Below are 13,459 nucleotides of genomic sequence, written 5' to 3'. Positions count from 1 at the left end.
GTTAGGGTCTGGTTGCTGACACCAACGCCAGACCGAAAGATCCACCGATGACCACCGACATGATGAGCTTCCGGGACCTCGTGGAGAAGTCCCCCGATGCCGACCTTCTGCGCGAGATGATCGGCTTTGCGGCCGAGCGCCTGATGGAACTGGAGGTCGGCGCCGTAACGGGCGCGGCCTATGGCGAGAAAGACCCGGGCCGGCGGGCCCAGCGCAATGGCTATCGCGAGCGGGACTGGGAGACGCGGGCCGGAACGGTCGAGCTTCGCATCCCCAAGCTGCGCAAGGGCAGCTATTTCCCCGGCTTCCTCGAGCCGCGCCGGATGGCCGAGAAGGCCCTCACCGCCGTGATCCAGGAAGCCTATGTGCAGGGCATCTCGACGCGATCCGTCGATGATCTGGTCAAGGCCATGGGCATGTCGGGCATCTCCAAGAGCCAGGTGTCGCGGCTGTGCGAAGAGATCGACGGCAAGGTGAAGGCCTTCCTGAACCGGCCGATCGAGGGCGACTGGCCCTATCTGTGGATCGACGCCACCTATCTGAAGGTCCGGCGCGGCGGGCGCATCGTCTCCGTTGCGGTGATCATCGCCATCGGGGTCAATACTGACGGGCGGCGCGAGGTGCTGGGGCTGGAGATCGGCACCTCCGAGGCGGAGCCGATCTGGACCGAGTTCCTGCGCAAGCTGACCCGCCGGGGCCTGCGCGGGGTGAAGCTGGTGGTCTCCGATGCCCACGAGGGCATCAAGGCGGCGGTGTCGAAGGTTCTCAGCGCCACCTGGCAGCGCTGCCGGGTGCACTTCCAGCGCAATGCCCTAGCCCATGCCGGCAAGAGCGGGCGGCGGGTGGTCTCGGCCTTCATCGCCACCGCCTTCGCCCAGGACAGTGCCGAGGCCGCCAGCGCCCAATGGCGCACCGTCGCCGATCAGATCCGACCCAAGGTGCCCAAGCTGGCCACCATCATGGACGAGGCCGAGCATGACGTGCTGGCCTACATGTCCTTCCCGAAGGAACATCGCGCCAAGCTGCACAGCACCAATCCGATCGAACGCCTGAACGGCGAGATCAAGCGCCGCACCGAGGTCGTCGGCATCTTCCCCAATGATGATGCCATCATCCGGCTCGTCGGCGCCCTGCTGCTGGAGCAGAATGACGAATGGGCGGTTCAGCGCGCCCGCTACATGACGCTGGAAACCATCGCCCCGCTGGGCAATGATGCCCTCATCAGCATGCCCGCCGCGGCATCCTGATCAGCAAGACCCGCGCCGAACACGACGGCGACCGCCAGCGCCACCTACACCACGTGGTGGGACATGATCCGTCTCCGTTGGACGGAAGGAAGGAACTACGGTTGGACGGACAGCTTCAATCCTTGATTGATACAGTCGACGTAGCGAATGACGAACGCACCGTCAAAGCTGCTCTCAAAACTTACGCCGTTGCCTGCGGGTTCGAGCGCTTCGCGTATCTCCAGATAGCGGCTTCCGACATCAGGACATTCAACAGCTACCCGGCGGAATGGGAAAATATCTACCTCGACAAGAGGTATTCCGTGATCGATCCGGTCGTCGCCCAAGCGAAGCGCAGGGTGGCGATGTTCGACTGGTCGGCGGAGACGTGGCTAAAACACAGCGATTCACGTGAATTCAGGCGCTTCCGATCAGAGGCCATGGATTTCGGAATTCGCTCAGGCATCACAACGGCGATCCGTGGCAGCTTCCAGTCAACCCTGATGCTGACGTTGGCCTCCTCCCGCGCACGGATTGATTCTGCCCATGTGCGCGACGCGGAAGGCGCAGCACGGGCGGCCCTGTGCGCCTACTATCGATTGAAGCTGCTGGCAGAACGTCCCGGTCGTCCGACCGACTTCGGCCTGTCGCCAAAGGAGCTTGTATGCCTCCGATGGGCGGCCAAAGGAAAGTCCATGCAAGATATCGCTGACCTGACGAATGTACAGCATCGCACGGTGCAACATTATCTCGACAATGTACGCGGAAAGCTCGATGCCGCGAACCTTGTCCAAGCCGTCGCCATCGCGAAAGATCACGGGCTCATCGGTCCCGAGTGACCTCTGCCGATCAATCGGACCGCATCTCCGGAATGTAGCCGAGCAGGTCCAGCATGGTGGACAGGACCTCCTGCTGCGCGGCGGAAAGTCGCTGCCGATCGAGGCATTGGGCGCGCAACTTCTCAGCATGTTCACACGGAACCCGGGGGTTCGCGGCGGCACGCCGCCATTCCTCGTGCAGGAGCTGATCCGACTCCAGAAGGCGTCGATGCTCAAGGATCGCCTCGATTGTCAGGCGCTCCAGCACCGTCTTGTCCACGGATGCGAGGTGGTCCCGCAGGACTACCTCTTGCTCCGGCTGGCTGGAAAGCTCCGATTCCAACATCACCACCAAGCTTGAAGTTGGTTCGCGGTGCGCCCCCGCAAACGCCAATCCCTGAACCCAAGCCGGGGGGTAGAAAACCGTGACTAGACGGTCCTATGACCTTTAGCACCGGAGTGCCTGGACATACGTCACAGGCCCCCGGCCAAATGGCCAGAGGATTCCGGTGCCGTCACGGCCGGCACCAACCGCTAATCAGGGGTTTCTACGCCCCAGGGCAGCGCGTACTGCCCCGCGCCCCTTATAAGATGGATTGTCGGGTCAGCACCAGTCGTGACGATTGCTGCTCGTGGCTGATATGCACCCCGTGCGCATACCCGCGATGCGCACCATCTAGATCACGGCCGATTTCCAATTCCGGAGAGATCGACTCGGATGCCGGCCTTGTTAGGATCCTCCGGGCCTTGGACCGGCTGCGCCGAGCCGGCTTCTGGAGGTGCCTCTTCTCGAACATCCTTCGGAGGGATGCCTGCCGGCACCGCAGACACGCCACCGGGGTCTGGCGCGTTGAATACCCCGATCCCCTCGAAGGTGCCTGTTCGCCAGGCGAGAATAGCGTCTTCGACCGCTTCATCCCGCGGGCCGCCATACCATTTGACGACGATCCGGTAGACCTTGGCGAACAAGGCGGTCCCCATTCGGACATTCGCGCATGCGTCGAGCAGGTCCGGCCTCAGCTCGCGCGAATCGGAGATGCCAAGTCCGGCCGGATACTGGGTAATGCCAACGCGTACGACATTGCGGCCGACATGCTGCCGGACGAGCTCCAAGGCTTCCTCCGACGTCGTCGGCCTTGGCGCGAGAACGACGCGATTGCCAGTGCGGATCGTGACGGCGAGAGCATCCGGGGATCCCGCCTGCTCGATGAATCTCTCCACGATGGCCGGTTTGAGGTCAGGATCCGCGCATTGGTGGATGAGGGCCACGTCGATCATCCCGCCTCCTTCTTCAGGTGTTGACCGCGACGACGAGCGGGAGACCGAACAGACTCGCCCACGCCGCCAGACTGGCACGCTGGATATCTGTGATTGACGATCCGGCCGTCCACCAGGCATTGCCGATCCCGATGACAACATCGGGGGCGTGCAGCATCGACTGCAGGATTGGCCAGACCAGGAGCTGCTCGTAACAGATCAGCGGCGCGATCCTCGCTCCAGCGAGCTCGGCGACCGGGTTGGCAAAGAAATTCGCCCGAGCGCCGCCGACCTGGCCGGTCAGGGTCCTCCATGGCTGCCACATGGAGACGGGAACGGGCATGCGCTCACGATAGAGAACCTGGCCGCCCGCCGCCGAAATCGCCACAATGGCATTATCATAGCCCTTGTCGTCGACGATTGCCGCGCCGGCAATAACGATGATCCCGCCGCCGCCGCCGAGCTCGTCATGCCACAACCTCTCGACGGTCGGGGTCCAGAAGCCGAGCGCACTCTCGGGCAGGACAACCACATCCGCGACCTCGCCTGCGGCCAGTCGCGCTCTGTCGACCAGATCGCGCTGTCGCTCAAGTGCGAGGTCACGACCGAGGCTTCGACCGAGGTCGAGGTCCACAGCCTTCCACTTGGCCGGTTCCACAGGCGGCACCCAGGTCACGGCCGACCAAAGCCAGGCGACATAGAGAACGAGAAGCGCCGATCGCCATCGGTCCGTCGTCAGGAGGACGAGGCCAATGACGGTCGCTGCCAGCCCCCACCAGCTCCATCCGGGAAACAGGACGCCGGCAGCCGTCACCGGCTGCGCCCAGCCGGTGATCCCGAAAGGCGGTGCCGCCATCAGAACCGTCGCCAACAGAAATCGCAGCCCCTTTTGTGTTCCCGACCGCTTCGTCCAAAGCGCGGTCTGGACCACGACAAAGGAAAGTGACGCGCCAACCCAAAGCAGCAGGCCCGATCCGAAATCCGAGGCGAAGAAGGTCGCAACGCCCTGAGGAAGGCCGCGCGAGGCGGCGAGGAAATAGCCTGCCGAGATCAGTCCAACCATCATCCGTGACGGCGCCGACGACCACAGAACAGGGAACAGCAGTGCGACCGGCAAGGTGAGCACATGACCACTCCAGCCAACAGCCCCCACAACGACGGCGGCAAGCACGAGGATCGGCGATCGCCAGCGCTCAAGGATCGAAGGTGACGAGCGGTCGGGCGAGACCGAGCAGGCCATCGACCGGAACCGGCCCAAAATATCTTGAGTCATATGACCCCGCGAAGGACGAGTGGAGGAAAAGGTGTCCGGCCGGCACCAGGCCGCCGGCAAAGGAGTGAAGTGGTCGCCCTGCTGCATCGGCAGCCCGGATCGCGGAGTGGGGAAGGGGCTCGCTATCAATGTGGACATCGCGGCCGATTTCAATCGACTGGCCGGACGCGGCGACCACCGTCTTGATGAGCGGCGCCATCCCGCCTGAGCAGAGGCCGCGACGGAGATAGCCGCGGGCAAGGGCCTCGGCGAATACGGCGGTCCGTGGCGGGCAGATGAAGACAAGATCGCCGACGGCGAGCGGACGATCCAGCCGCTCGATCCGCCACAAACCCAGGGGTTCGCTCGGGGTGGTGTTGATGCGCAGACCGCCCAACCAGCCGGCGGCGACGATGATGATGATGATCGGTAGCGCGACACCGCCAGCCAGGACGACGAGTAATGGTTGGCACCTCACGGCTTCATCACCGGGCTCTGGCGCAGCGACAAGCGCTGTTCCTCTGCCTGCTTCATCCGCGCGGCGGTGCGCTCGTGGGCGGCGAGCTGCTGCGATGTGCGCAGGAGTGGCCATGCCTCTCGAAGCTTTTCGCGCTCGGTGCCACGGAGCCCTTCCGCCGCTTTTTCGAAAACGCTGCCGCCGGCGTCACGGGCTGCGTTGACCAACAGGGTGCGCTCGCCAAAGCGCTCCGAGATCGCCCGTCCGAAGGCGTCGAGCTCGGCCTTGACCATTCTGTCCGCCAGCGCGAAGCCGAGCGCGCCGGGAAGGTCGTTGCGGTCGATGGCGTCACGCACGCGCTCGAGCACTCGGTGCGCGGCCGCCGAGAGAGCCGGGACATCGACGGCGACGCGATGACGGATCGACCGCTCCTCGGCCTCATGCTTGTGCTCAGCCTCCGCGCGCAGGCGCAGATAGCGCTCGATGTCCTTCTTCAGGGCTGGCGCATTGACCTCGGCGCGCTGGCGCTCCTGCTTGTCGGCCTTGCTGGCGAGCAAACCGGTCCTGCCACGCAGGGCGCCGTAGGAATCCGGCTTCGCCGCAAGCCGCTCCAGCGTCGATCTGGCCGCAGCGGGATCCTTCAGCATGGCGTCCATGGCGGTCGCCCGGAACGCAGTCTCGGGATCGGAGAAGACCAGCCGGAAGCGGGTGGAGACCTCCTCCCACTGCTTTTTTACCGCGGGATCGGCGAGGATCTTGTCCTCGACGGCCTCGGTGAGGGATTTGGGGAATGCGATGACACCGGCAACCATCGGTGCGGCCTCCTTCTTCGCGGCGGTGACGGTTGATTTGCGAGGTTCGACCAGGCCGAGCTTCTCGCCGACGACGCGCAGCCGATGCGCCAGGTCGGCTACCTTCTCCTTCTGGCGGACGGTCCAGCGGACGCGATCGCGAACGAGCGTGCGGGCAACCTGGACAATGTGCAGGCCGCGGTTCGAGGCGAAGCGCAGGGCGTCGCGGTAGAAGCGGCCGTCCGCATAATCGAGGGTCGTCTCCTTGGCGTTCAGCTTCGACAGGATCGGGATCAGCCCGCCGGCCTTGCCGAACGAACGGCGACCGTAATAGAGCGCGACATCCTCACGGTGCCGGGTCATCGCCACATAGGTCAGGTGCCGGTCGAGCGAGAGCGTCGCCAGCACTTTCACGCGGTCGACCGTGGCCCCCTGGGACTTGTGGACCGTCGTGGCATAGCCGTGGTCGACATTGCGGTAGAAGCGCTGATCGACCTCGACACGATGGCGATGTTCACCCTCCCCGATCTCGGCGACGAAGCGCCTCGGCTCGGCTTCAACCACCTTTCCGATCATGCCGTTCTTGACGCCGAGCGAGCCCTCGTTGCGCAGGAAGACGATCTGGTCGCCGGCGGCGAAGCGGCGCACTCCGTCCTCGGTCCTGAAGGCATGACCGTCATCCAGGATGCCGCGCTCGATCAGCTTGGCACGCGCCAGGTCGTTCAGCGAGCGGACGTCGCGGCGCAGATGGGCGAGGATGAGCAACGACTTCGACGGATCGTAGTCTCTATTCCAGTCGTCGATCAGGTTGGCGATCGCCTGCGCCTTGAGCTCGGAGCCGAGGATCCTGCCTTGACTGCGATAGGCGGACAGCGCCTGAGCCACCCGGCCGCGGGCAAGATCGAGCGAGGCATCCCGCATCCATTGCTCGCGCTGGCGATAGATGGTCTCGAGTTCGGCATAGCCGATGCGCTCGACGATCGCGCGGAACGCGGCGCCCGCCTCGATCGGCTGCAGTTGGTCAGGATCGCCGACCAGCACGAGCTTGGCACCCGCCCGTGAGGCGGCTTCCACGAAGGTCGCCATCTGCCGCGAGGCGATCATGCCCGCCTCGTCGATCACCATGACCGTCTTCGCGTCGAGCGGGTCCCGGCCGTTCTGCCAGCGCAGCTCCCAGGACGACAGCGTGTGCGAGACGATGCCGGCTTCCTTTTCCAGTCCGTCGGCGGCCTTGCCGGCGAGAGCCGCACCGACGACGCGATAGCCTGCCGCTTCCCACACCTCGCGCGCGGCCCGCATCATGGTGGTCTTGCCGGCTCCAGCGCGACCCACCACGGCGGCTATCCGCGTCGGCGCCGTCACATGCTCGATCGCCGTGCGCTGCTCGACCGAGAGCCGCGCGTGCCGCGCCAGCACCGCCTCCGCCACCTTCTCCCGCACGACGAAGCCATCGACCTTGGCGAAGCCGATCGCGCGGTTGGCCATCTCGGCTTCGAGCCGGATCAGCTCGCGCGTCGTATGCCGCGCCGGCGCCCGCGCGCCCGTCGCGAAATCAATGCCCTCGGACTGCAGCCGTACGACGTCCGGGCTCTGCAGGATCCAGTGCAGCAGGTTCTGGAAGGTGCCGGGATCATCGACATAGCGATGCAGAACCTTGGCGATATCGCGCTCGTCGAAGACGCTCTTCTCGCGGCTGACGATGTCGAGCACGATCTCTGGACGCCGCTCAATCCGGCTGGCGTTCTCGGCACGGTTCTCCTCGAAAGCCTCCAGCCGCTCGAGCCCCGGCGCCCAGCCTTCACGCTTGGCCTTGCGCTCGATCGCCTTCGCGGCGACGCCGATATGCGTGGTCGGCACGAGGTCGATGCCGCGCTCGGCATAGGAGCGGCCGTCGACGCGGATGTCGAGGCCGGCGAGCGCCAGATGGTGGTTCTGCAGGTCGACCCAGCGCGCCCGCTGCGCCAGGAACTCCTGCTTGCCGCCAGACCACAGCTCATAGCGGATCTTGCCGGCCTCGGTGCGCAGCGGCTGTGCATCGTCACCGACGACGGCGACCTTCTTTCCTCCGAAGCCCTCCTCGGCCAGCGGCCGCAGCGTCGTCATCAGATGGACATGCGGATTGCCGGGCTCGTCATGATAGACCCAGTCAGCGACCTGTCCGCGTGCAAGAATCTCCTGCTCGACGAACTGCCGCATCAGCGAGATGTTCTGCTCGGGTGTCAGCTCGACCGGCAGAGCGATGATCGCCTCCCGTGCGAGCTGGGCATCGGAGCGCTTCTCGAAGGCCTCGACCTTGTTCCAGAACGCCTCCGCCGCGCCTGCGGCCGAACGATCGGCGATCAGAGCGCGTGCCCAGGCCGGCGCGTCCGGAGGCAGCAGGAACTCGTCATGGATCAGGCCGTGCTTGTTCGAATAGTCGACGGTGCGCGCCTCCCTCTGGTGCTCCATGCGGGCGCAATGGCGGTACGCGGCCGACAGAACAGCGCTGCGGCCATCGCCGCGGCTGATGATCTGGACGGTGAAATGCGTGATGGCCACGGCTGGAGCGATCCCGACGACGAACGAATATGGTGTTCGTCGGGATCGGCCCCGCCCGGCGGGGCGGGAAGCAGCACGTCGCGCCAGCGACGTATAACTGCGCCCTTGGACCATTCCTTCGGAACGGCGGGATGATCTCAAACGGCATCGGCTCCGCCGACTGTAGAATTAACGGGGGTGCGCTTCGCGCCCTCCCCGTCGATGCTTGTCTGGTGCTTCGCTCAATCCAGACAAGGAGGCTCATCCGGGATGAAGAAACCGTCGCGACAGATCAGGGAAGAGATCGCCAGGCTCCAGGACCAGCTCAAGCAGGCAGAGACCAGGGAAGCAGAGCGCATCGGCCGCATCGCGCTGAAGGCCGGGATTGGCGAGATCGAGATCGAGGAAGGCGCGCTGCTGTCGGCCTTCGAGGATGTCGTGGGGAAATTTCGCAAAGGCGGCAGCCGATCCGCGAAGGCCGCCACCTCCGTCGCGGCTGGCGCGTCTGCGGGCGCGGATCAGGAAGGGTGAGCGCATGCGCCGCTCCGACACCTCCGACGCCCGGAAGAAGGACACCCGGGAAAAAATCGAGCTCGGCGGCCTGATCGCCAAGGCCGGACTTCGCTTCGAGAAGCGTGCATTGCTGCTGGGGTTGCTGATCGATGCGGCTCACCGGCTCAAGGGCGACGAGGCGGAACGCGAGCGCCTGACGGCGATCGGCGCGAAAGCATTCGGCCATGAAGGCGAATAGGATTGTGCTCGCGATCGCGCCGATCGTGCTGATGACGGGCCTGTGCCTCGTTAGCGCCGGCATCGAAATCTGGCTCTCGAAGCTCGGATCGACGCCGGGCGCCCGCATGCTGCTCGGCCGGATCGGCATCGCCCTACCCTATGCGATGGCGGCCACGGTCGGCATCATCTTCCTGTTCGCATCGGCCGGAGCGACGGCGATCCGATCGGCGGGCTGGGGTGTCGCGCTCAGAGGCGTGGCCGTCGCCGCCATCGCTGCCTGGCATGAGTTCGGACGTTTGCATGCCTTCGCGGGTGCGGTGCCGGCGGGGGAGCGGATTCTTTCCTACGCCGATCCGGCAACGATCGCCGGCGCGACGATCGCGGCGCTCGCCAGCGTGTTCGCGCTGCGGGTCGCGGCGAAAGGCAATGCGGCCTTCGCGGTCACCGCTCCGCGCCGCATCCGAGGCAAGCGGGCCATCCATGGCGAGTCCGACTGGATGGGTATGAACGACGCCGGCCGGCTGTTCCCCGATGGGGGCGGCATCGTCGTCGGCGAACGCTATCGCGTCGATCGCGATGCCGTCTCCGAGCGGACATTCCGCGCCGAGGATGCGGAGACATGGGGAGCCGGCGGCAAGTCTCCCCTGCTCTGCTTCGACGCCTCGTTCGGGTCGTCGCATGGCATCGTGTTCGCAGGTTCCGGCGGCTTCAAGACCACGTCGGTGACGGTGCCCACGGCACTCAAATGGGGTGGCGGGCTCGTTGTCCTCGACCCGTCGAACGAGGTCGCGCCAATGGTCGCGGCGCATCGGCGCGGTGCTGGCCACGAAGTCTTCGTGCTCGATCCGCGCTCAGCGGCAACCGGCTTCAACGTGCTCGACTGGATCGGTCAGCACGGGGCCACGAAAGAGGAGGACATCGCCGCCGTCGCCTCCTGGGTCATCACCGACAATCCGCGTCAAGGTTCGGCGCGCGACGACTTCTTCCGCGCCTCGGCGTTGCAGCTGCTCACCGCGCTGACCGCCGACGTCTGCCTGTCGGGTCACACGGAGAAGAAGGACCAGCATCTGCGGCAGGTCCGCGCCAACCTGTCCGAGCCGGAGCCGAAGCTGCGCGAGCGGCTGCAGGCGATCTACGACAATTCGGAATCGGAGTTCGTGAAGGAGAACGTGGCGCCATTCATTGCCATGACGCCAGAGACGTTCTCGGGCGTCTACGCCAACGCGGTGAAGGAGACGCACTGGCTCTCCTATGCCAACTATGCTGCGCTGGTGTCGGGCTCGAGCTTCACGACGGCGGAGCTTTCGGAAGGGCGAACCGACATCTTCATCAACCTCGATTTGAAGACGCTGGAGAACCATGCCGGTCTCGCGCGCGTCATCATCGGGTCACTGCTCAACGCCATCTACAATCGCGATGGCGCGGTGAAGGGTCGGACGCTGTTCCTGCTCGATGAGGTGGCCCGCCTGGGCTACCTGCGCATCCTTGAGACCGCGCGGGATGCAGGCCGCAAATACGGCATCTCGCTCGTGATGCTCTATCAGTCGATCGGCCAGATGCGCGAAGCCTATGGCGGGCGCGATGCGACCAGCAAATGGTTCGAGAGCGCATCCTGGATTTCCTTCGCCGCGATCAACGATCCCGAGACGGCGGACTACATCTCGAAGCGCTGCGGCGACACCACGGTCGAGGTCGATCAGACCAGCCGCTCGTCGCAGATGTCGGGATCGTCGCGCACACGATCGAAGCAGCTCGCGCGTCGGCCGCTGATCCTGCCGCATGAAGTCCTGCGCATGCGTGCAGACGAGCAGATCGTATTCACCGCGGGCAACCCGCCGCTGCGCTGCGGGCGCGCGATCTGGTTCCGGCGATCGGACATGAAGGCCTGCGTCAGCGAGAACCGCTTCCATCGGAAGCAAACTGCGCCGTGACCAGGCGCGTCCGTGTCGAGGCGGCCGAAATTGCGTCGGGGGAACGGGTGAAGGGGGAGGTAGCGAAGCGGCGACTGTGGGAGCTTCTGAACGCCGGTCCGTTCTCGCGCGTCGCCGGTTGGCGCGACGAAGACCAGTACGGGCGCAAGCTGCGGACGCTCACGCGCGAGGGGCACTCAATCGGCAACATTTTGGTGCAGGAGGGCCTGGCCCGCCGCTGGGACGGGGCCCGGCATCCTTGGTGCGGCTGATCCATCATCGGAATGAATCGGTCGCCCCGCACCGATTCATGGAAGTCGTTGGACGCCGCTTCCAGAGGAAGCAAGACTGCGGCCATGGAGAAAGAGGAAACGGGTCCGGTTCATCTTCGCCGCATCGATCCCGCACGGAACATGCGCCGGTTTTATACGCTCTCCCTCCAGCCGACGCTGTTCGGCGGGGCGACGGTCATCCGCAACTGGGGCCGGATCGGCACGAACGGCCAGTCGATGATGGAGACCTTCGATCAGCCGGAACAGGCTGAAGGCGCGTTCTCGCGCCTCGCCCGGACGAAACGACGTCGCGGCTATGGCGACGCCGGCGTCAACGGAAACGGCTGACCTCGGTGAAGGCTTGCCGGCGGGCGATGAACCGGCGCAGCAGCGGCAGGAAGAACGCCTTGCTGAAGCGGCCGATGGGCGGCTCGGGTTCGAGATAGAAGGACCTACCGACAAGATCGGTGTTGAATTCGTCGAGGATGAGCCAGAGGCGCAGATCGGCATCCAGCCCGGCACGGCGCCTTTCGATGGCCGGGATCTCGGCAAAGAACCGCGATGCTTCCGGCTCCTTGGTGGTGATCGGAAAGAAGAGCACGAGATCGCCGTCCGGCCGGACGATGCGCACGCCGACGGCGACGGGCCGATCCTTGCGGCCCTCAGTCTCGCCGGCACGAGCCTGCCGCGCCCAGAGATAGGGATAGCGGATGACAGTCGCGGTCTGGATGTCGTCGAAGCTCATGGCTTTCCGGCCTCATCCTCCCGCGCATAGGCGTCGACGGCATTCTCGAACTCTGCGAGAAGGCCGTCGGGCATCGTCTCGATGGTCCCCGCTGAACGAGCGTCCGACTGGCGCATCAGCCGCTCATAGTCTTCAATGTTGAGGAGCACGAGGCGCGGCTTGTTGCGCTGGGTGATCATCACCGGCCGGCGCAGCGCCTCGGCGATGATATCGCCGGACTTCCGGGACAATTCGCTCGTGGAATAGGACCCACCTGAACGCGGCATGGCGATCTCCTGTAATTGCTGCCTTTGCTGTCATATACAGCATTGACCGCATTTGTGCAACGACGAGCCGTCCGAAGCGCCGTCGCCGACCAGGCGTGGCGCTCTGGACGGCGCGACATGGCGAAAGCTCCCTGGAAGGGAGGCTCGCCGCTGAGCAGGCCCTCCAGTTCGGCCCAGATGAGTTCGCGCTCCGCGAGAGCCATCTCCAGCTCGGCCTCGATCTCGCGGCGCTCCACGGCGTCGACGGCGTTCCGCAGCTCGGCGCGCAGTTCCTCGATATACTGATCGATCGACATTGGTCGTCTCCTTGATGTTGGTGAAAGACGACACCGGCGGTCATGGCGGGCCGGAGGGATCAAGGAGCGCGAAGCGACCGCCGGAGCCGGCGAGTGGGGGAGCCGAAATGCGCCAGCATTTTGGGGGAACCGCTCGTCCTTGAGGCCTTCGGGCCGCCATGGCATCCTGGGACGATCTGAGCAGCCATCCCCGCTCCCGGTTGTGCACCCGACAAGCCGGAAGCAGGTTCGATGCCTGCTTCCGGTTGCGACACCGTGAGAGCCGGCTAGAGCACCTCGTCGACGATGCCGAGGGCATCCAGGCGAGCGTGATCCTTGATCGGAACCACTTCGTAGTCATCCGACATGAAGGTGTATTCGCCGCTCCAAACATCGCCGATCTCGGCCCATGTTCCGTCAGGCCAGACCGCGATGTCGTCACTACGGTGGACCTTTGCGCCTGTGAGATTTGTGGTGATGGTCATGTGTGTCCTCCTGGCTGCGGCCGTTCGCTACCAAAAAGGCTGAAGGCCCCGCCTTGCGGCGGGGCCCTCTGGTCGGAGGCTCAGTCCCGGTTCGGCCGGGACCAGATCAGCTGGAGGCCTTCCTCGCCTTCCACCTCGATCAGGGTGGCGTAGATCGGGGCCGGGAACGAAGGGTCGTCGAGCTTGACGGAGAGGTAGTCGCGGTCCGTGTCCCGGGCAGTCTTCTGCCAGGCCGCGCCGAGCTCGACATTCGCGCCGGCGAAGATGCGGAAGTGGGGGCCCTTGTCGGACGGATTCTCGACGCGGACCAGCTTGGCCTTGACGTTGAGGGAGAGCGTCCGGATGGAGCCAACGAACCCGTTGGTGGTGGTGGTGAAGGTGCCGATGGTCGCCATTGTCTCATTCCCTTGGTTTTCTCGGGCCGCGCCCACCGCGACCTCGATGGCGGTCGACAGA

At 65.2% G+C, this 13,459-nt stretch carries 16 protein-coding genes and 1 pseudogene; 8 read left to right on the top strand and 9 right to left on the bottom strand.

Going from position 1 to position 13,459, the window contains the following annotated elements; translation table 11 throughout:
• Positions 1-47 precede the first annotated feature (47 nt).
• Positions 48-1,247 carry an IS256 family transposase gene (locus tag V5F77_RS24750; RefSeq protein ID WP_429007855.1) on the top strand — a complete coding sequence of 400 codons (1,200 nt, stop codon included), beginning with the start codon at positions 48-50 and terminating at the stop codon, positions 1,245-1,247.
• 101 nt (positions 1,248-1,348) lie between these two features.
• Complete coding sequence (locus tag V5F77_RS24745) at positions 1,349-2,065, top strand: autoinducer binding domain-containing protein (RefSeq protein ID WP_429007854.1); 717 nt, start codon at positions 1,349-1,351, stop codon at positions 2,063-2,065.
• A gap of 10 nt (positions 2,066-2,075) precedes the next feature.
• On the opposite strand, the gene V5F77_RS24740 is transcribed toward V5F77_RS24745, so the two are convergent.
• The 5 genes from V5F77_RS24740 to traA all read right to left on the bottom strand — a co-directional run bounded on the left by V5F77_RS24740 (position 2,076) and on the right by traA (position 8,339).
• Positions 2,076-2,390, bottom strand: a complete 315-nt coding sequence (locus V5F77_RS24740; protein WP_429007857.1) for a transcriptional repressor TraM — start codon at positions 2,388-2,390, stop codon at positions 2,076-2,078.
• Between the two features lie 335 nt (positions 2,391-2,725).
• The gene (locus V5F77_RS24735; protein ID WP_429007853.1) at positions 2,726-3,322 is read right to left on the bottom strand and encodes a TraH family protein; all 597 of its coding nucleotides are present in this window, start codon (positions 3,320-3,322) and stop codon (positions 2,726-2,728) included.
• Positions 3,323-3,335: 13 nt separating this feature from the next.
• Positions 3,336-4,541 (bottom strand): conjugal transfer protein TraB, encoded by a 1,206-nt coding sequence (locus V5F77_RS24730; RefSeq protein WP_429007852.1) that lies wholly within the window; start codon positions 4,539-4,541, stop codon positions 3,336-3,338.
• On the bottom strand, positions 4,495-5,031 hold the full coding sequence (gene traF, locus V5F77_RS24725) for a conjugative transfer signal peptidase TraF (protein ID WP_429007851.1): 537 nt from the start codon (positions 5,029-5,031) through the stop codon (positions 4,495-4,497). The genes V5F77_RS24730 and traF overlap by 47 nt, the downstream gene beginning before the upstream one ends.
• Positions 5,028-8,339: a Ti-type conjugative transfer relaxase TraA gene (gene traA, locus V5F77_RS24720; RefSeq protein WP_429007850.1), complete on the bottom strand. Its 3,312-nt coding sequence runs from the start codon at positions 8,337-8,339 to the stop codon at positions 5,028-5,030. Before traA ends, traF begins: the two co-directional genes overlap by 4 nt.
• 249 nt (positions 8,340-8,588) lie before the next feature.
• On the opposite strand from traA, the gene traC reads away from it, so the two are divergent.
• From traC to V5F77_RS24695, 5 genes and pseudogenes are all read left to right on the top strand, one after another.
• Positions 8,589-8,849, top strand: a complete 261-nt coding sequence (gene traC / locus V5F77_RS24715; RefSeq protein ID WP_429007849.1) for a conjugal transfer protein TraC — start codon at positions 8,589-8,591, stop codon at positions 8,847-8,849.
• Between the two features lie 4 nt (positions 8,850-8,853).
• A complete protein-coding gene (gene traD, locus V5F77_RS24710) occupies positions 8,854-9,069 on the top strand; it encodes a type IV conjugative transfer system coupling protein TraD (RefSeq protein WP_429007848.1) in 216 nt (71 codons plus the stop codon).
• Positions 9,056-10,981: a Ti-type conjugative transfer system protein TraG gene (gene traG / locus V5F77_RS24705; RefSeq protein WP_429007847.1), complete on the top strand. Its 1,926-nt coding sequence runs from the start codon at positions 9,056-9,058 to the stop codon at positions 10,979-10,981. Before traD ends, traG begins: the two co-directional genes overlap by 14 nt.
• A gap of 41 nt (positions 10,982-11,022) precedes the next feature.
• A pseudogene (locus V5F77_RS24700) lies at positions 11,023-11,232 on the top strand (thermonuclease family protein); the annotation flags it as partial.
• An 84-nt stretch (positions 11,233-11,316) separates the two neighbouring features.
• Complete coding sequence (locus tag V5F77_RS24695; RefSeq protein ID WP_429007856.1) at positions 11,317-11,580, top strand: WGR domain-containing protein; 264 nt, start codon at positions 11,317-11,319, stop codon at positions 11,578-11,580.
• Here V5F77_RS24695 and V5F77_RS24690 read toward each other — a convergent pair.
• Both V5F77_RS24690 and V5F77_RS24685 read right to left on the bottom strand, forming a co-directional pair.
• Positions 11,564-11,977 (bottom strand): hypothetical protein, encoded by a 414-nt coding sequence (locus V5F77_RS24690; RefSeq protein WP_011993095.1) that lies wholly within the window; start codon positions 11,975-11,977, stop codon positions 11,564-11,566. The two genes, V5F77_RS24695 and V5F77_RS24690, sit on opposite strands and share 17 nt — an antisense overlap.
• On the bottom strand, positions 11,974-12,243 hold the full coding sequence (locus V5F77_RS24685; RefSeq protein ID WP_011993094.1) for a type II toxin-antitoxin system prevent-host-death family antitoxin: 270 nt from the start codon (positions 12,241-12,243) through the stop codon (positions 11,974-11,976). The genes V5F77_RS24690 and V5F77_RS24685 overlap by 4 nt, the downstream gene beginning before the upstream one ends.
• 95 nt (positions 12,244-12,338) lie before the next feature.
• Between V5F77_RS24685 and V5F77_RS24680 the strand changes: the two genes are divergently transcribed.
• Positions 12,339-12,554: a hypothetical protein gene (locus V5F77_RS24680; protein ID WP_429007846.1), complete on the top strand. Its 216-nt coding sequence runs from the start codon at positions 12,339-12,341 to the stop codon at positions 12,552-12,554.
• A gap of 251 nt (positions 12,555-12,805) precedes the next feature.
• Here V5F77_RS24680 and V5F77_RS24675 read toward each other — a convergent pair whose 3' ends face one another.
• Both V5F77_RS24675 and V5F77_RS24670 read right to left on the bottom strand, forming a co-directional pair.
• The gene (locus V5F77_RS24675) at positions 12,806-13,003 is read right to left on the bottom strand and encodes a hypothetical protein (RefSeq protein WP_203193777.1); all 198 of its coding nucleotides are present in this window, start codon (positions 13,001-13,003) and stop codon (positions 12,806-12,808) included.
• Between the two features lie 80 nt (positions 13,004-13,083).
• On the bottom strand, positions 13,084-13,398 hold the full coding sequence (locus tag V5F77_RS24670) for a DUF736 domain-containing protein (RefSeq protein WP_011993091.1): 315 nt from the start codon (positions 13,396-13,398) through the stop codon (positions 13,084-13,086).
• Positions 13,399-13,459: the final 61 nt, after the last annotated feature.

The organism is Roseixanthobacter psychrophilus (assembly GCF_043195195.1).
Lineage (GTDB): Bacteria > Pseudomonadota > Alphaproteobacteria > Rhizobiales > Xanthobacteraceae > NCEH01.
This window is presented reverse-complemented; position numbering and strand designations above follow the sequence as displayed.